Origin of the sequence: Clostridium grantii DSM 8605 (genome assembly GCF_900129965.1) — a bacterium.
GTDB lineage: Bacteria > Bacillota > Clostridia > Clostridiales > Clostridiaceae > Clostridium_AF > Clostridium_AF grantii.
The window spans coordinates 223,818-240,878 of sequence record NZ_FQXM01000005.1 but is presented as its reverse complement, the minus strand read 5'-3'; the positions used below and the strand labels follow the sequence as shown (position 1 = coordinate 240,878).

Here is a 17,061-nt window from a genome sequence, read left to right as displayed (position 1 = left end):
ATTAAAAAATGGAGCCTGTTGCTTAATAAATCTATTTTTTATAAATATGCAATAAATTCACAATTAAACTAGCCTTTTTTTGGTTTTATTTGGTATAATTTGTAGTAAAGGTTTTACTTTATCCAAGGAGGTATTTATTTTGAAGAGTTATAAGAAAGGTTTTACTTTAAAACAAAAACACTACCTATTTGATAGTGTTTTTTTCTTGTTCTTTGCATTTCATTATTTCAAGCGCAGCTTCATCTTTCATTTTGGCTTCCACCATTAAATCAATATCTATATCTATAAGCAAGCTTTTTAAATTAGCCAAATCTTCACACTTCACATAATCACTATGTTTTTTATCATTTATGCCAGTTTTCCCACTACTTATATGCATTTTAGGGATTAATCCTGTTGATTTCCAAGAGTTTTTGATTCTTTCAATATGATTGTGTGTTAATGCTAGTTCATAATTACAATTATGATGATGAATATCTAGCACTATAGGTATGCCACATTTTTCACTAATATAAAGAACATCTTGTACCCTATAAGAAACATCATCATTTTCTAATCTAAGCATTTTCTTTATATTTTCATCTAGTTTTCCGTAGTTTTCTATAAATCTATCCATAGAAGCTTGTTTATCCCCGTAAACTCCCCCTGTGTGAATTATAATATCTTTACCTGCTAATTTTTCTAAAACTTGGTAATGATATTTCAAATATTCAAAACTATTTTCTACTACTTTTGGATTTAAACTATTGAGCACTGTGAATTGATCTGGATGCATGGATAATCTTATATTGTTTTTTTCCACTACATCTTTGATTTCATTCATATACCCACATATTTCTTCATCCTTTTGCCAACGCCACTGAAAATCCCTTATAATATCTGGATGGGTAACTAATGGTAGCAAGGTGCTAGTGACTCTATACATGTATATATCATTTTTTATATTCCATTCTAAAATGTCTTTTGTTAATTGAAGGTTATTGATAATTTTCTCTCTTAAGTAATCTATACCATATTTATAAACTGAACTTAATCTACATTCTTTAAATCCTCTTGGTTTTAAGTTTACATTAATACATGCATATCCTATTTTTTTAATCATAATATCCCTACTTTCTTGGTAATAATTTTATCATTTAATTATTTTCTAATCAATAAATAATAAATACTAATTAATAAATACTAATTAATAAATACTAATTAATAAATAATTTAGAATTTTGTTGTTTAATGAACAAAATTATTCCAATTAATGAGTATATTTGATATAATACTGGTATATTAAATATATTATTACAACAAAATTCTTTCTTAGTGTGGTGTAAACATGTATAAACTTGACGAACTTATTGATATGCAGGCTATAAGCTCAATGATAGATAATTTAAGTAAAATTACTGATATAACTATTTTTGTTATAAATGTTCACGGAGATATAATTATAGAATCCCCCAATAGCAAATTATGTAAAAATTTTCACAGAAAATGTCCAACTTTAAACCACATATGCTCTAATAATAAACATCTTTTAGCATGCAGTATTGATAAAAGTCCTAAGTGCCACCTTGGTTTAAGTAATTTATCTGTTCCCATAATATTATGTAAGAACATAATTGGTTATATACAACTGGGACAATTTTTTACTGAAAAGCCTGATTTAGATTTTTATAAGAAGAAATGTGATTTTTATGGTTTCAATGAAAAGGAATATTTTGAAGCTTTAAAGGAAATAACCATAGTGTCTGAAGATAAACTTGAGAGCTATAAGAATTTGATTACTCAATTTATTTCAACTATATTAAAAAAAGATTACACATCTTTACTTCAGAAAAAGCAAAGATGTATTCTTAGAACTTCAAATAAGCTTCTAGAAAGTAAAATAAAAGAAAAAAATATAGAATTGAAAAAAATGAATATGATTTATAAAGAAAGTAGAGAAAAATATAAAATACTACTGGATTATCTTCCAGATATTCTTTATGTTATGGTAGATGGTAAGATAACTTTTGCCAACAAAGCAGCTCAACTTTTTTTTAATTTACCAAAAATCACTGATTTAATTGGCATTAATCAAAAGGATTTATTTAGTGTTCACTCTTCTGATTTAGAAAAATTCAGAAAAATTTTAGATCATATAAGTAGTGGAGAAGATATCCCTTTTTCTGAGATAAAATTGATTAGAAAAGATACTAATAAAGTAGTTAACACCTTGATTGGTGTAAATAAGTATATATTTGATGATTATAATGGATTTTTAGTTATGATTAGAACCTTGGAATATAAGAATAAGGCTGATGAGTATAGCCAATTACTTAATGAAGCTATTTCTTATGATAAATTAAAAACAGATTTTTTCTCTAATATGTCTCATGAATTTCTAACTCCATTAAATGTTATAATAAGTGCCTTACAGGTTCTAGAACTTTATTCTAAAACAAATGATTTAAATACCTATATAAATAAAAATGAAGAATATAGAAAAATAATCAAGAAAAATTCCTATAGATTATTGAAATTATCCAATAATATGATAGATATAACAAAAATAGATTCTGGCTTTCTTAAGCTTACTTTAGTTCCTCATAATATAGTAAGCTTGGTAAAAAATATATGTTTTTCCGTAAAACACTATATGAAAGAAAATAAATTAAGCTTTGAATTCACCAAAGAATCAAATGAACTTTTTATAATTTGTGATGAGGAAAAAATAGAAAGAATAATATTAAATTTATTATCTAATGCTATAAAATTCACACCTACTGGCGGTAAAATTTCTGTATCAGTTGCTGCTGTTAATAATTATGCTTGTATTACAGTTAAAGATACGGGAATAGGTATTCCTTTAAATAAGCAAAAGATTATCTTCGAAAGATTTAGACAAGTAGACAAGTCTTTTACTCGCATTAGCGAAGGAAGTGGTATAGGATTATCTTTGGTTAAATCTTTAACGGAAATGCAAATGGGTAGAATAGCTGTTTCTAGCGAATTACAAAAGGGAAGTGAATTTAGGCTTTATTTTCCTCTTATGAAAAGCGAACTTGGTACTTCTTTTATTGATAGAAGTAATTCAGTGCTTAGTAATGTAGATAGTATTAGTATTGAGTTTTCTGATATTTATTAAAAGGTTTTTGTGCGGGGTTTGATTTTGTGTGGTATAATTAAAGTTATGCTTATAGTATCAATAGAAAGTAGATTAAATAGATGCATTATAATATATTAGCATAATTTATGGCATTTAAAATTCAAAAGCTACTTTACGAAGGAGAAACATGTTATTCGAGAATTTTAATATTAACAAAAATATACTTAGAGCTTTGGATGAAAAAGGTTATATAAATCCTACTCCTATTCAACAACAATCTATTCCTATACTACTAGAAGGAAAAGACATTTTAGGTTGTGCACAAACGGGCACTGGTAAAACTGCTGCTTTCGCTATTCCTATTCTTCAAAACCTTTATAATGAAAAATTCAACACAAAAACACCTAAGAAAATAAAAGCATTGATACTAGCTCCTACTAGAGAACTTGCTATTCAAATCGATGAAAGTTTTACTGAGTATGGAAAATACTTAAATTTTAAAAACACAGTTATTTTTGGCGGTGTAACAAAAATGCATCAAATTAACGCTTTAAGAGCTGGGGTAGATATTTTAGTTGCTACGCCTGGTAGATTATTGGATTTAATGAATCAAAATTATATTAAATTAAATGATATAAATTATTTTGTGCTTGATGAAGCAGACAGAATGTTGGATATGGGATTTATTCATGATGTTAAAAAAATCATATCAAAACTTCCTAAAGAAAGACAAACACTTCTTTTTTCAGCAACTATGCCAAAAGAAATTTCTCAATTAGTAGATTCAATTCTTGTTAACCCTGAAAAAGTTGCAGTGGCTCCAGTTTCCTCCACAGTGGATACCGTTGACCAATGTATGTATTATGTGGATAAAAAGAATAAGAAATTCTTACTTAATGATATATTAAAAGATAAATCTATAGTTTCCGCCCTTGTTTTTTCACGTACAAAACGTGGTGCAAATAAAATCACAGCTGATTTAGAAAAAGCTGGAATTAATGCACAAGCTATTCATGGAAATAAATCACAATCTGCTAGACAAAAGGCATTAAATGATTTCAAATCTGGTAAAACTAGAGTTTTGGTAGCTACCGATATAGCTGCAAGAGGAATTGATGTGGATGAATTGTCTCATGTAATTAATTTTGACATGCCTAATCCCCCAGAAACTTACGTTCATAGAATTGGTCGTACCGGTAGAGCTGGTAATAATGGTATTGCAATTACTTTTTGTGACCATGAAGAAAAAGATTTTCTTAAAGACATTGAAAAACTTATAGATAAATCTATTCCTTTAATTGAAAATCATGCTTATCCTATGGGTGACGCTCCTATTGTTACAGCTGATGTATCAAAAAATAGAAAATCAAGTAAAAAACCCAATTCTAATCCTTACGCTAAAATGAGAAGAAAAAAAAATAATAACAACATAAAAAAACAAAGTCAAAAAAAATAAAACAAGCTTCATAATAAACTTACAGAAGAATCTAAAAAAAAACGACGAGGAGAAAAAATTATGCTTATTTATGCAATAGTAACGATTACTTTAGCTTTAGTATTCTATACCATTGGAGTGTGGAGCGAAAAAATACAAGGTAGTTTAAAAAAGTGGCATCTAGTAATATTTTGGATAGGTCTTGCATTTGACACCATCGGAACCACTCTTATGAGTAATCTTTCCGGCAATTCATTCCAATTTAATTTTCATGGTATTACCGGGCTTCTTGCCATAATTCTTATGATTTTTCATGCTGTTTGGGCAACTGTGGTATTAGTGAAAAAGGATGAAAATATGAAATTAAATTTTCATAAATTTAGTCTTTTAGTTTGGCTTATATGGCTAGTTCCTTTTCTGTCTGGTATGATTTTTGCAATGAAGTAACAAGAATTAAAATTTTAAGGTTCACGGTTTCAGAGTTAATGAAATTTTCCTCTGAAATCATGAACCTTTTTTTATTATATGTATAGTTATTTTTTTAACAAAATATTATGAATTTTATTGACGTAAATTCATAATTTTGTTACAATTACATTACCGAACGCTTGTTATGACAAGTAGAAAATTTAAAGGGGATAGAACTATGGAAAGTTTTAAAGAAAACGTTTTTAGTCGCAATATTACAAAATTTATACTTATTTTACTTGTGGCCATTTTATCAATGTGCTCACTATCTTTCGTAGCAAAAGCTGATGATAATAGTATTTCTGGAACTTGGCAAACTCTTATAGATGGTAAAGAATCCAGTGATGGTGGTTTATTTTTTAGATTTGAATTTAATGAAAATGGAACTGTTGATTTAACAGAAGAATCTGGAGATTTAAATTTAACTGAAACTAAAAAATTTGAAAGAAATGGTGATGAAATTCAGATTATCAGTGCTGGAGATGATAAAATCACTTCTTTTGATAATGCTGTATTAACAGTAAAATCAGATTCTCAAATAGATTTTGTCACTGATGAATATACTGGTGTTATTAATCTTCATAAAGGTGGACTAGCTTTTTTCTATTGGTTATTGATTCCTATAGTTTTGATTGGTATAAATGAATTATGTAGAAAATATAAGTGGGCAACTATTATAATTTACTTTATTATTCCTTTTGCTTTTATTCCTATTTTTGCAAAACAAGGAGTTAGCCACTGGTTTAAATGGGTAAAACTTTATTCTGTAGTTTTTGCTGTTTTCTGGTTTTTCCTTGTTAGATATACTAAGTTTGGAAAGAAAAATTCTGCTAAATTTATCGCTGCAACTATTTTAGGTTTAAATATTTTAGAAGCTGTTTCCCAGGATTTTTCTATGGGTAAATTGCCTAATATATTAAATGGTTTAGCAGGTATATTCTCAATTATCACTCTTTATTATGGCTGGAAAGGGCTTAAAAAAGATGATTCAAAAGAAGGAGATATGGTTTGGCCTTTGATGACAACTCTTTGGATTATAGCTTATGATGTTTGGAACTGGGTTTTTGTTTATTTAAATTTCCCTGGCTCTGCTTCAGGTCAATTTATGGTAATTGTATCTTGTACTATACCAGCTTTATTTATTAAAAAAGGTACTTGGTTACAAGCAAGAGGATTTACACTTGCTGCTTGGTTTATTTATTATTTTACTTTCCCAAGATTTACAGAATCTATGCAATTAATGGTGTTTAGAAATGATTTAACTATGAATTTAGTTGCTTTTATAAGTATTATTTTAAACGTTATTTGTTTAGTTGTATTTCTTAAATCTTTATCTAAGGATAAAAAGATGAAATTAGCTACTAAATAAAAAATATTAAAGCTTCCGCCAACGCGGAAGCTTTTTCTTCGCTATTTACTATCTTTTTCTAGTTCATTTAAATGATCCAAGAAATTAGGTATTCCCACTTTTAATAATTCTTTATATACCTCAGTTATATCTTCTATTTCTGCTTGATTGGATTCTAATAATAATTGCATTACTACTCCATCTATTGCTCCTATAAGTAATGAACATACTGCTTTCATCTGTTTTGGAGATTTTTTACTGTATAGTACACCTAGTAGATCTTCTGTGTTGCGTATCCATTCTTCATATTTTTTATGAAATTTTGCTTTAATAGCTTCATCCCCTAGAATACCTTCTTTAGACAAATGAAATTGCAAAGTATTTTCTTCTTTTTTTCTAAATCTATCCCCTATTCTTTCAGCTATTATATCTATAAGATGCTCTGTTGTATAATTATTGATACGACGCTCTTCCTCTACTCTAACAGTTTCTGAAAGACTAGTATCCATTATTTCATATAATATTTCTTCTTTGCTTTTATAATAATGGTAGATAGCTCCTGTGCTAAGGCCTGCTTCTTGAGCTATTGCTCTCATGGTTGCCCCTGTAATTCCACTTCTAGCTATTACCTTTTTAGTAGCTTGAACTATACGTTCTTTTCCATCTACAGCCATGTTTTTCCTCCTTTATGCATTTTTATGTGTCATTATTTCTTTTTATTATAGCACAAAAATACAGAACAAAAGTTTATATATTTCATTAATTATTTTTTCAATTTATGTTAAGGATTTCATTGACTAAGTTTGCCAAGTTTGTTACAATTATATTAACCGAACAATCGTTATGTTGCATGTTTTTTTGTTTTAAAAAAATAATAATTTTGGAGGGGAATGTTATGGATATTCCTGTATGGCAGTATGTACTTTCTATGAGCATTTATTTTATTTTACTATTATTTATTGTAGAATACATGCGAAAACATTATGTGTTTGCAAAATGGTTTTGGATTGCTAGCTTATTTACTTTTCCACTTTGGTTAATGGGTGGCGTGGTTGGTTGGTTTAGATGGTCTAAAATAATAAGTGTTATCATTCCTACAATATTCGTAGGCTATTGTAGAATTGCTAACTATGAGAAAAGAAAAGGTAAGTTTTGGGAATCTTTGCAAAAAGGTTGGGTTCTATGGATAGTTTATGGTGTTTTATTCTTAAATATCATGGAAGCAACTATTAAAGATTTTACTATGGGAAATTATTTTAATGCTGGCTGTGGTTTATTACTTTGTGTAACTATTCCATTTCCTAAGAAATTCTGGAGATATTCTACTGAAAAACCTGGGGATTTGATTGTTTTCACTACCCTTGCTTGGAATTTCTTATACACTACTTGGAATGCTTGTTTTGTTTATGCAGAAACTCCAGTATTTTTTGCTTCTTCACTTTGTATCATTTTAGCAGCAGAAATTTATCCAATAATTAAAAAGAAACCTGAATTATATGTAATGGCTAGAGTATATACCTTAGCTTCTCACCTTATAATTCGTTCTTGTATTCCTACTTTATTCCCAACACTTATGGATGCAAGTTCATGGCATAATGCATCATTTATGAAATATTGGGGTATAGTGAACTTTATATTAATAGTTCCTTATGCATTCTGGTACATAGGACAAGTTAGATCTGGTAAAGCAGATGTTAGTTTTAAAAGAGGAAGAGTAAATTTAACAACTTAAAACAGTTCACAATTAAATAATTAGAAGATTAAAAGAAGTTGCCAATTGTCAACTTCTTTTGTTTATATTCAACCTTCCAAATCTTCTTCATAATTCCTTGATATTTTTGTTATATTATTTATTCATAGGATAAACACCTACAAAAATAAATGCATTAATTTTAAAAATATGCATAAGCTAAAAAAATTAAAAGGAGTGTTTAATAATGAATAAATTTAGAAATTTTATAATCCCTGGAACTATCGCTTTAAGTTTAATTGGTGCTACTACTGCATTTGCGGCTACTACAGATACTAATGTTGATACCGGAGCAACTAAAACCCAAATTACAGCTGAACATAATGGTGAGGGAAGAGGTACTGGTGAAGGAAGAAAAGGAAAAGTTGGAGTAGAAAATAGAGAAGCAAGAGAAACTGAAAGAGCTGCAAGACAAGAAGAACAATCTACTATTATTGCTAGTGCTGAAGAACTTATTCCAGGTGCTACTGCTGAATATGAGGCTTTACAAACTGAATTAACAACAACTCGTGATGCTTTACATGAAGAAATGGATGCTTTAAAAACCAAAGTTGAAAGTGGAGAAATTACTAGAGAAGAAATGAAAGAAACTTTAGGCGATAAAATAGGTGGAAGAGGTGCGGATATGAAAACTGCTGATGAAGATGTATCTCATCCATGGGATGATTTAGAAACAGCTGTTGAAGCCAAAGATGCTACTGGAGCTCAAACCGCTTTTGATTCTATCTTAGCTCGTATGAATTCAAGATTAGCTAGTTTAACTGAAAGATTATCAGCAATAAAGTAAAGAATGTAAATAACTCATGTGGCTGCCACATGAGTTATTCTTTTTGCTTAATTATTTCACTGTTTGTAAAGTAGCAGCCTTGTCCACTTTCATATTATATAAAATTCCTAGAAGAATAAATACTCCGCCAATGATTTTGCCTGTGGGTAATTGGTGAAAGTAAAAATAATCCATTAGAATTCCTACGATAAGTTGTCCTGAAAATATTAAAACTGTTGTATAAACTACTGGTATTTTAGGAAGAATGGCGTTATTCATCATAACAATCCCAACTCCTAGTAATCCTCCTGTTAAATATATTAAAGGAATATTTGTAATCTGTGATAATCTCAAGTCAAATCCTTTATTTATAATGGTATATAGTATTATTGATCCTATCAATCCTACTAAATAATTTATAAGAGTTCCCCCTGTTAAGCCAATTTTTTCAGCTAATTTAGCATTTAAAGTTATTGATATTATAACAGAACCACCAGTTACTAAAGCTAATAATATATAAATCATTTTTTGTCCTCCTATAATTTTATCATTGCAAAAATTCCAACACACATTAATAAAATACCAAAAGTTTTTTTAGGCATAAATTTATATTTTTTTACTCCAAATAATCCAAAGTGATCAATAACAAAGGAAATAATTATTTGACCCAAAAGCCCTAGGCCCAAAGTTAAAGTTACTCCTAATTCACCTATACAAACATTATTGGAAAACAAAGTGAATATTCCAATAGCCCCTCCCATAAATAATATGAATGGTACATTAAACAAACTTATTTTTTTCTTTTTTATTAATATAATTGAAGTAATAGCTATCAATCCAACTGTGTGAATAACTATTAACGAAGCATAGTCACCTAAAGAAATTGCCAGTAATCCGTTGGCAACCACCATTAATGAAATTAACATTCCATCTAAAATTGCTAGTCCTTTAAACATTTTTTATCCTCCTTACTTTACTTTCCGTCATTAATAAGGTATCATAATTTTAAAAATATCATTAGGACATTTGTCCTACTTGTTAAAAGGACTATATTATGAAAATAATTAAAGATATTAAAATATTAAATACTTATATTAATAAATTTGAAATTAATAAAATACTTCCCGCTGTGGCTTTAAAAGAAGCTGCACTTTATCACTTTGAGAAGAGTGATTATATTTGTAGTTATGGAGAAAAAATATTGAACTTTTATTTTTTGGTAGAAGGAAATGCAAAGGTGTACGTGCTACTGGAAAATGGTAAATCTTTTCTTTTGAAATTTTATGAGCCTTTTAGCAATTTCGGAGATTTAGAGATACTAGAAAAAAGCCACTATCAAACAAATGTAGAAGCTTTAAAGGATACCTTTTGTATTGGGATTCCAACGGATATTATTAATAAATATTGTATTACCGATGCTATTTTTCTTAGATATCTTTGTTTAAATTTAAGCGATAAATTAAACAATCTTTCTAATATTAGCTCTATTAATATTTTGTATCCTTTGGAAAATAGGCTGGCAAGTTATTTATCCCATATTGCAGCTGGTGAAAAAATATTTAACTTAACTTCCTCTTTTTCAGATATAGCTGACCTTCTAGGAACCAGTTATAGACATTTATCTAGGACTTTGAAAGGGTTAAATGAGAAGAAAATTATTAGAAGTAGTAAAAAAAGAATTGAAATTCTTGATGTGGGGGCGCTGGTGGAACTGGCGGGGGAGCTTTATAAGTAATAGGGATGATAACTTTAAAAGATAGTTGCAGTTAGGATTTATTTGTAGGGGCGGGTTTCCATGCCCGCCCCTTGTAGTCTCCCAATAAAATTACAATTATAGCAATATTATAACAAAAATATTATACTATATTCTGAGTTTTTTATATTATTGTCAATATTATGGTTAAACCTATTATGTAATAAATTGAGGTACCGGGGCTGCTATTATTGCATCAGCACAAGCTAGTAAAATATCCCCTTCTCCTGGTTTTCTTGGATTACAGCCTTCTAGATCAAAAGCATCATAGCTCCTGCAGTTGGAGCTTCAAAGGCTGCTTGTACTATTTCTTTTTTTACTTCTTTATCGATTAATTTATCTTCAAATACTCTCACTGATTTTCTGCTTTTTAATTGTTCTAAAACCTCATTCATAGCTACGGTCTCCTTACATATTGTGTATTTTATATTAATTATATCATTTGTTTGACCGTTTATGTTATATAGCTTTTTATAAAATTACACTGCTCAAAATTGAGCAGTGTAATTTTTTATATAATATGAACCAAAATAGCTACTACTAATGCAAAAGCTAATAAACGATGGATTTTAAGCCAAATTCCTTTACGAGTTTTATTAATATATGCGCCATAAATCCCCAATGCAAATATACTAGCCATTATTGCGGCTGCTATTATTCCTGTTATTTTAATTCGATTTGCTGAAAACGCTATTATAAAATGAGCTAGTACAGATACTACAGCTATAGTTCCTGCTAGCTTATGATTTTTAACAACTATCTTCATTATTTTTCTATACATGTCCACTATTTGCTTTTTGTCTTTTCCTAATTTATTAATATATTTTTTATTGATATACTTCATAACAAAATTCAAAATTGCTATAGTAAAACTTATAATTGTTACCCAACCTAAAATTCCTATTAAATTTGCTGTTTTCATAATCATTTCCCCTTTGAAAATATATTTTTATTTATTATACCACTATTTTTCTTCAGTGGTATACAAACAAGAAATAATTTATCCATTATTGCATCTGCTACTATTCCAGTTATTTTAATTCAATTTGATGATGCTATTATTATTTCTCTACCATACCATTTTGCTTTATACTCTAGCATCCTTCTAAATTCATTCCATATGATATTTACAATTCCACTTACTATGCGTTAAACTACTATTTTCCAATACAAAGGGAGGGGTGCACAATTTTGAGCACCCCCTTTTTTCAAAGCTATATAATGTACTTCACTTCTTTATTTTCAAATAATTCTTCTATTTCTTTTATAAAAAACTCTTTCATTTCTTCTAAATTTTCTTTAGGATAAACATATTTTCCATATCCAAATTGCCCATATTTATACTTACGGTCTTCATCAATCATAGGTAGCTTGCTTTCGGGAAATACCTGAGATATTATATTTTTGGCTGCTGTGGTGTAACGGTGTGATATAATCTCAAAAGTTACTGGATACTTTAAATCTTTTGGAAGTTTTCTACTTAATTGTACTAATAAATCATGATATTCTTGTTTCCAGTTAGGATAAATAAATACGGGTGCAATTAGAAATCCTATGGGATAACCTGCTTTTGCCATTTTTATGCTTGCTTCTATTCTTTTATCAACCGAAGCTGTAAAATTCTCATATTCATTTATTATAGTGGAGGTATTAAGACTAAATCTGATTTCAGTATGTCCATTATGTTTTATGTTAATCAACGAATCCACATCATTATATTTTGTTACAAATCTAAATCTAGCATTTTCATTATCCCCGAAATAAGTTATAGCTTTTTCTAAAGAATGAGTATAAGGTTCTACAGGTATTGGGTCTGAGGTTGCCGCTCCTTCGAATATTGTTATCTCTGGCAATCTCTCATTTATATACTTCTCTGCTTGCATTAAAATATCATCTATATTGGCAAAAACTTTTACATAAGATTTATCTCCCATATTGGTGTTTAAATAACAATATTCACATTGGCCCATACAGCCTGATACCAAAGGAAGTTGATAATGAGCTGAAGGTTTACAGGATTGAAATTTTAAACCAGTCTTAATTCCCACCACTAAAGTTTTCTTTCCTTCTTTATATTGAGCAGATAAATCATCTCCTGGAATATGTTTTTTTACTTGATTAGACGTTAAATTTATAATTTCAACTTTGGGATTATCTTTGAAGGTGGCTAGAATTTCCTTAGCTATTGGGTAGTTTTGTGTATCTTTTTGAAATATTATTCTGTTTGGTAAAAACATTTTTTCTCTCCTTTAATATTATTACGAGTCAAATCTTCCTACATCAAAAAGTTTCAAATCCTTTACTTCTTCTCCCAGATATAATTTACTCAACATCATTCCACCTAGCACAGCATATAAAATACCATTAGCTCCATAACCTAGTCCATACCATAGTTTTGAATTTTTTGGGTCTTTCCCTAGAAATCCTAAGTTATCTTGAGTTGAGGCGAAAGCCCCACAGTATCTGTATTCCACATCAATATTTAAATGGGGGAACATATTTTTTAGCCTTTGCTCTAACTTATCATAGCTTTTATTACACAATTCTTCATTAAATATTTCTGGGATAAAATTAATATCTTCCCCACCAATTATTATTCTGTTATCACTGGTTGTTCTTAAATAATTATAGGGGTCTTCATTATCTCTCACTACCACGCTCTTATAAATTTCTTTTATATTATTTATTGGTTTAGTTGCTATATTAAAAGTAGTAGTTTTAATTCCAAAGTTCCTTTTTGTAAAAAGTTCAGTATTGTATCCAGTGGCAACTATAATAATTTTTCCTTTTACTTTATGTCCATATACAGTTTCTACGGTAACTCCCTTTTCACTATAATCTACCCTTATAACTTCACTATTTTCATAAACTTTTAATCCTTTTTTGCAACTTTCATTTAATAAATCATGAGTAAATTTATAAGGATCTAATTTAGCCCCTCCTTCTATACTTAGCAAACCAGCTTTTATATTAAAAGAAAATGGATTCTTGTTTTCATCAATAAATTCTACCGGAAATCCTGCTTTTCTTCTAAACTTATATTCTTCTTCAATTTGTTTTTTTTCTATATCTTTTGCAGTATATAAAAAACTATCTGCTATTTGAAAATCACATCTATTGCCGTATTCTTTTATAAACTCTTTAATTTCATTTAAAGCTTTTAGTCCTAGTTCATAGGATTTTATAATGTTATCCTCAGATGTATGTGTCTTTAATTCTCCAACATTACTATCCAGTTCATATTGAAGAAGGGAAGTTGTTATACTAGTACTTCCATGGGCAATTCTTGATTTTTCTAGAATAACAGCATTGATATTGTTTTTTGTAAAATAATATGCTAAAGTTGCCCCCGTTACTCCACCACCTACTATTATCACCTCTGTTTCAATGTCCTCTTTTAAATATTCAGATTGCTTAATTTCCCTATTAACTCTCGTAAATATACTTTCTCCTTGTACATATTGAATATCTATATAAATCACCTACTTCCTTATAAATATAATTTCCTAAATCTTATGATTATATTTATCTTCTTTACTTTGTGATTTAATATTTTCAGTTTATTTTATTACAGCACAAAAACAGATACAAATAGATATTTTATTTTTCCTCTGAATTTATTCTGATTTGTTATTTTTCAATTTAAAATTTCCTACTTGTTCTTTTAATATAGCAGCTTGTCCTGAAAGTTCTTCACTTGCAGATGCTGTTTCTTCTGAGGTAGATGAAGTAGTTTGAACCACCTTAGTTATTTGATTGATACTTCGATTAACTTGGTCTGCCCCTATAGCTTGTTCATTTGACGCTAGAGCTATATCTCCAACTAATTTAGCTGCTTTAGAAACATCTTGCACTATATTATTAAGTTCGTTTGATGTTAGATTTGCAATTTTACTACCTACTTCAACTTTTTTAACAGACCCTTCTATCATATCTGTTGTTTCTTTTGCAGCATTTGATGAGCGCAATGCTAAATTTCTAACCTCTTCAGCTACTACTGAAAAACCTTTGCCATATTGGCCTGCTCTGGCTGCTTCAATTGCGGCATTCAGTGCTAATATATTAGTTTGAAAAGCAATTTCTTCTATAACTTTTATGACTTTTGATATATTCATGGAGGATTCATTAATTTCAGACATTGCATTAAGCATTTCATTCATTTGCTTTTTACTTTCTTCTGCATTAACTTTGGCTTTTTCCGTAATATTCTTAGCTAAATTTGCATTTGTTGCATTATATTTGGTTTGCTTTGAAATTTCTTCAACAGTTGATGATAACTGTTCAATAGCGCTTGCTTGTTCCGTTGCTCCTTGTGATAATAACATACTAGAATTTGCAACCTGATTTGCTCCACTTGCAACTTGTTCTGCTGATTCATTAATATTGTATAATGCATGATTTATATTATAAGTCATTTTGTTAAATGCTGTACTTAAAACTCCAATTTCACTTTTGTTTTGAATATCAATTTCTATATCCAAATTTCCCTCTGCTATCTGTGTAGATGCACTTAACAACTTATTTATTGGTTTACTAATTAAACCTGCAACCCACATGCCCAAAACAATTGCAGCTGATAATACTACTAAAATAGTAAGTATCATTCTAAAATAGGATGCCTCAAAATAAGTTTGGTTATTGTCTAGTAAAAGAGCTGCTTCTTCTTTGTTTATCTGAATTAAATGTTCTATATTTTCGCTAACTTTATCCCATGCTTCATTAAAGCTAACTACATAACTCATGGCTTCTTCATATTTATTTTCCTTTAATTTCATCTCGTACATCATAGCAAACTGATTATATGATGTTAAACTAGATTGCAATTCAATTAAATAATTTTCTTCTGCTTTTGTTAAGTCTGTTTCTTTGTATTTTGTAATTAATTCTTGATATCCTACTTTTAATTCTTCAATTTCGTCTACTGCTTCGCTTATTTTAGCTGTATCTTTTTCTGAGAGCATGTATAAATGTTTAGCTCTAATAAGCAGCATATTTTTTTGAACTCCTGTCACATATGTAATTGGCAAAAGTCTTTTTTCGTAAATTTCTATTGAGCTTTCATTAGTATTATTCATATTTTTTAAAGCAATTATTCCAACAAATGAAGTTAATATTCCTATTAATGCAAAACAGCTTATAAGTTGTTTTGCTAGTTTGATGTTTTTAAATCCTGTTATAAAATTTGTCTTTTTTAAAATACCACCACGTCTAGATTCTTTCTTTTTAAATTTTCTTTTAAGGTAAGTTAACGTTTTCATATTATACACACCTCTATCCCCATAGTTTATAAAATTAATTTAAATCCTTTTTAAGCTTAGATTAAAATATTCCTTTTCTTTAATTATATTTTATTTTATACAATAATTCAATTCTTTTATATATTACCATTTCTTAATTATTTAAGGTTAATTTAAGCTTTCTCTTTTATAATGTAAATATACTAGTGAATAACACTTTTAAGGAGCTGATTTAAATTAAAACTAAAAGAAAATTAAATAAAAAACCTATAATAATAATTTTACCAATAATTTTAATAATTGCTGCTATACTTTATGGTTTGGCTGATCGTTATTTGATTGAAAAGGTTGAAGCAAAAGTAGAGAATGTTACTGTTAGTACTCCTGTTGAGGATATTGTGACCTGGTCAAATGATATAGAATACGATGCCTCTAGTTATAAAAGCGATAATATAGAAATAAATATCGAAACCGTTGAAACTGGTTCTGGTAGTAACAAAATAACTTATTATGTGGCGGATGTTGTGCTTAGTGATGCTTCTTATTTAAATTCTGCTCTTGCCAAAGATTCTTTTGGTAGCAATATAACGGAAGATACTTCAGTAATAGCTGAAAATCATAATGCAATCTTTGCCATCAACGGTGATTATTACGGATTTAGAGATGATGGTGTTGTGATACGTAATGGTGTTCTTTATAGAGATAATCCAACTCGAACCGGTGCTGCTTTTTACAGTGATGGAAATATGCTTACCTATGACGAAACTGAAATAAGCGCAGAGGAATTACTTGACAGCGGAGTTATGGATACCTACTCTTTTGGTCCTATACTTATTTCTAATGGGGTAGTTACAGAAGATTTTGAAGATACTGCTATTGATACCAATGTAGGAAATCGTACTATTGAAAATTCAAATCCCAGAACTGGTTTTGGAATGATTGAGCCTAATCACTTTGTTTTTGTAGTAGTAGATGGTAGAAGTACTGGTTACAGTAAAGGAATGACTTTAACTGAGTTTGCAAATGTTTTTGAAGAACTTGGATGTGTGGAAGCTTATAATTTAGATGGTGGTGGTTCTTCAACTATGTATTTTATGGGAGAAGTAGTTAATGATCCTCTTGGTAAAGGTGATGAAAGAGGAGTCAGCGATATTATTTATATTGGTGAAAATTAGTGTTGATTTTGAAATATAAAAAAATATAATTTGAAAGGATTTGTTAT

Annotated in this window: 17 protein-coding genes and 1 pseudogene; 8 read left to right on the top strand and 10 right to left on the bottom strand. The window is 28.9% G+C overall.

The genetic code is table 11. The annotated features are described in order from the left end of the window. Positions 1-184: 184 nt before the first annotated feature. On the bottom strand, positions 185-1,102 hold the full coding sequence (gene uvsE, locus BUB83_RS06095; protein ID WP_073337556.1) for a UV DNA damage repair endonuclease UvsE: 918 nt from the start codon (positions 1,100-1,102) through the stop codon (positions 185-187). Positions 1,103-1,327: 225 nt separating this feature from the next. On the opposite strand from uvsE, the gene BUB83_RS06090 reads away from it, so the two are divergent. From BUB83_RS06090 to BUB83_RS06075, 4 genes are all read left to right on the top strand, one after another. After that, complete coding sequence (locus tag BUB83_RS06090) at positions 1,328-3,121, top strand: PocR ligand-binding domain-containing protein (protein WP_073337555.1); 1,794 nt, start codon at positions 1,328-1,330, stop codon at positions 3,119-3,121. 148 nt (positions 3,122-3,269) lie between these two features. Next, positions 3,270-4,538 carry a DEAD/DEAH box helicase gene (locus tag BUB83_RS06085; RefSeq protein WP_073337554.1) on the top strand — a complete coding sequence of 423 codons (1,269 nt, stop codon included), beginning with the start codon at positions 3,270-3,272 and terminating at the stop codon, positions 4,536-4,538. 60 nt (positions 4,539-4,598) lie between these two features. After that, positions 4,599-4,964 (top strand): HsmA family protein, encoded by a 366-nt coding sequence (locus tag BUB83_RS06080; protein ID WP_073337553.1) that lies wholly within the window; start codon positions 4,599-4,601, stop codon positions 4,962-4,964. 199 nt (positions 4,965-5,163) lie between these two features. Next, complete coding sequence (locus BUB83_RS06075; protein WP_073337552.1) at positions 5,164-6,354, top strand: DUF5692 family protein; 1,191 nt, start codon at positions 5,164-5,166, stop codon at positions 6,352-6,354. Between the two features lie 41 nt (positions 6,355-6,395). On the opposite strand, the gene BUB83_RS06070 is transcribed toward BUB83_RS06075, so the two are convergent. Next, positions 6,396-7,007: a TetR/AcrR family transcriptional regulator gene (locus BUB83_RS06070; protein WP_073337551.1), complete on the bottom strand. Its 612-nt coding sequence runs from the start codon at positions 7,005-7,007 to the stop codon at positions 6,396-6,398. Between the two features lie 221 nt (positions 7,008-7,228). On the opposite strand from BUB83_RS06070, the gene BUB83_RS06065 reads away from it, so the two are divergent. Continuing rightward, positions 7,229-8,065, top strand: coding sequence for a hypothetical protein (locus BUB83_RS06065; RefSeq protein ID WP_073337550.1), 837 nt, complete (start codon positions 7,229-7,231; stop codon positions 8,063-8,065). A gap of 205 nt (positions 8,066-8,270) precedes the next feature. Then, the gene (locus BUB83_RS06060; RefSeq protein ID WP_073337549.1) at positions 8,271-8,870 is read left to right on the top strand and encodes a hypothetical protein; all 600 of its coding nucleotides are present in this window, start codon (positions 8,271-8,273) and stop codon (positions 8,868-8,870) included. Positions 8,871-8,921: 51 nt separating this feature from the next. On the opposite strand, the gene BUB83_RS06055 is transcribed toward BUB83_RS06060, so the two are convergent. Together BUB83_RS06055 and BUB83_RS06050 are read right to left on the bottom strand one after the other, a co-directional pair. Beyond that, complete coding sequence (locus BUB83_RS06055) at positions 8,922-9,374, bottom strand: DMT family transporter (RefSeq protein ID WP_073337548.1); 453 nt, start codon at positions 9,372-9,374, stop codon at positions 8,922-8,924. Positions 9,375-9,385: 11 nt separating this feature from the next. After that, entirely contained in the window at positions 9,386-9,805 is a 420-nt protein-coding gene (locus BUB83_RS06050) for a DMT family transporter (RefSeq protein ID WP_073337547.1), read from the bottom strand. A 98-nt stretch (positions 9,806-9,903) separates the two neighbouring features. Here BUB83_RS06050 and BUB83_RS06045 point away from each other — a divergent pair, with 98 nt between their 5' ends. Next, the gene (locus BUB83_RS06045) at positions 9,904-10,584 is read left to right on the top strand and encodes a Crp/Fnr family transcriptional regulator (protein WP_073337546.1); all 681 of its coding nucleotides are present in this window, start codon (positions 9,904-9,906) and stop codon (positions 10,582-10,584) included. Positions 10,585-10,853: 269 nt separating this feature from the next. Here the strand turns inward: BUB83_RS06045 and BUB83_RS22415 are convergent, their stop codons facing one another. From BUB83_RS22415 to BUB83_RS06020, 6 genes and pseudogenes are all read right to left on the bottom strand, one after another. Next, positions 10,854-10,997: a nitroreductase family protein gene (locus BUB83_RS22415; RefSeq protein ID WP_242950635.1), complete on the bottom strand. Its 144-nt coding sequence runs from the start codon at positions 10,995-10,997 to the stop codon at positions 10,854-10,856. A 116-nt stretch (positions 10,998-11,113) separates the two neighbouring features. Next, positions 11,114-11,524, bottom strand: coding sequence for a hypothetical protein (locus BUB83_RS06035; protein WP_073337545.1), 411 nt, complete (start codon positions 11,522-11,524; stop codon positions 11,114-11,116). A 122-nt stretch (positions 11,525-11,646) separates the two neighbouring features. Further along, positions 11,647-11,721, bottom strand: a pseudogene (locus tag BUB83_RS22920) (zinc ribbon domain-containing protein); the annotation flags it as partial. 95 nt (positions 11,722-11,816) lie between these two features. Next, a complete protein-coding gene (gene splB / locus BUB83_RS06030; protein ID WP_073337544.1) occupies positions 11,817-12,839 on the bottom strand; it encodes a spore photoproduct lyase in 1,023 nt (340 codons plus the stop codon). Between the two features lie 21 nt (positions 12,840-12,860). After that, positions 12,861-14,075: an NAD(P)/FAD-dependent oxidoreductase gene (locus tag BUB83_RS06025; protein ID WP_073337595.1), complete on the bottom strand. Its 1,215-nt coding sequence runs from the start codon at positions 14,073-14,075 to the stop codon at positions 12,861-12,863. Between the two features lie 144 nt (positions 14,076-14,219). Further along, positions 14,220-15,860, bottom strand: coding sequence for a methyl-accepting chemotaxis protein (locus BUB83_RS06020; protein ID WP_084133423.1), 1,641 nt, complete (start codon positions 15,858-15,860; stop codon positions 14,220-14,222). A 314-nt stretch (positions 15,861-16,174) separates the two neighbouring features. On the opposite strand from BUB83_RS06020, the gene BUB83_RS06015 reads away from it, so the two are divergent. Next, positions 16,175-17,014, top strand: coding sequence for a phosphodiester glycosidase family protein (locus BUB83_RS06015; RefSeq protein WP_242950634.1), 840 nt, complete (start codon positions 16,175-16,177; stop codon positions 17,012-17,014). The last annotated feature ends 47 nt before the right edge of the window (positions 17,015-17,061 follow it).

What these genes read in the sequence shown, in the direction of transcription:
- splB (WP_073337544.1), bottom strand. Translation starts at nt 12,839, where the DNA reads ATGTTTTTACCAAACAGAATAATATTTCAAAAAGATACACAAAACTAC.
- BUB83_RS06070 (WP_073337551.1), bottom strand. Translation starts at nt 7,007, where the DNA reads ATGGCTGTAGATGGAAAAGAACGTATAGTTCAAGCTACTAAAAAGGTA.
- BUB83_RS06065 (WP_073337550.1), top strand. Translation starts at nt 7,229, where the DNA reads ATGGATATTCCTGTATGGCAGTATGTACTTTCTATGAGCATTTATTTT.
- BUB83_RS06050 (WP_073337547.1), bottom strand. Translation starts at nt 9,805, where the DNA reads ATGTTTAAAGGACTAGCAATTTTAGATGGAATGTTAATTTCATTAATG.
- BUB83_RS22415 (WP_242950635.1), bottom strand. Translation starts at nt 10,997, where the DNA reads ATGAATGAGGTTTTAGAACAATTAAAAAGCAGAAAATCAGTGAGAGTA.
- BUB83_RS06060 (WP_073337549.1), top strand. Translation starts at nt 8,271, where the DNA reads ATGAATAAATTTAGAAATTTTATAATCCCTGGAACTATCGCTTTAAGT.
- BUB83_RS06045 (WP_073337546.1), top strand. Translation starts at nt 9,904, where the DNA reads ATGAAAATAATTAAAGATATTAAAATATTAAATACTTATATTAATAAA.
- BUB83_RS06055 (WP_073337548.1), bottom strand. Translation starts at nt 9,374, where the DNA reads ATGATTTATATATTATTAGCTTTAGTAACTGGTGGTTCTGTTATAATA.
- BUB83_RS06035 (WP_073337545.1), bottom strand. Translation starts at nt 11,524, where the DNA reads ATGAAAACAGCAAATTTAATAGGAATTTTAGGTTGGGTAACAATTATA.
- BUB83_RS06080 (WP_073337553.1), top strand. Translation starts at nt 4,599, where the DNA reads ATGCTTATTTATGCAATAGTAACGATTACTTTAGCTTTAGTATTCTAT.
- BUB83_RS06085 (WP_073337554.1), top strand. Translation starts at nt 3,270, where the DNA reads ATGTTATTCGAGAATTTTAATATTAACAAAAATATACTTAGAGCTTTG.
- BUB83_RS06075 (WP_073337552.1), top strand. Translation starts at nt 5,164, where the DNA reads ATGGAAAGTTTTAAAGAAAACGTTTTTAGTCGCAATATTACAAAATTT.
- BUB83_RS06090 (WP_073337555.1), top strand. Translation starts at nt 1,328, where the DNA reads ATGTATAAACTTGACGAACTTATTGATATGCAGGCTATAAGCTCAATG.
- uvsE (WP_073337556.1), bottom strand. Translation starts at nt 1,102, where the DNA reads ATGATTAAAAAAATAGGATATGCATGTATTAATGTAAACTTAAAACCA.
- BUB83_RS06020 (WP_084133423.1), bottom strand. Translation starts at nt 15,860, where the DNA reads ATGAAAACGTTAACTTACCTTAAAAGAAAATTTAAAAAGAAAGAATCT.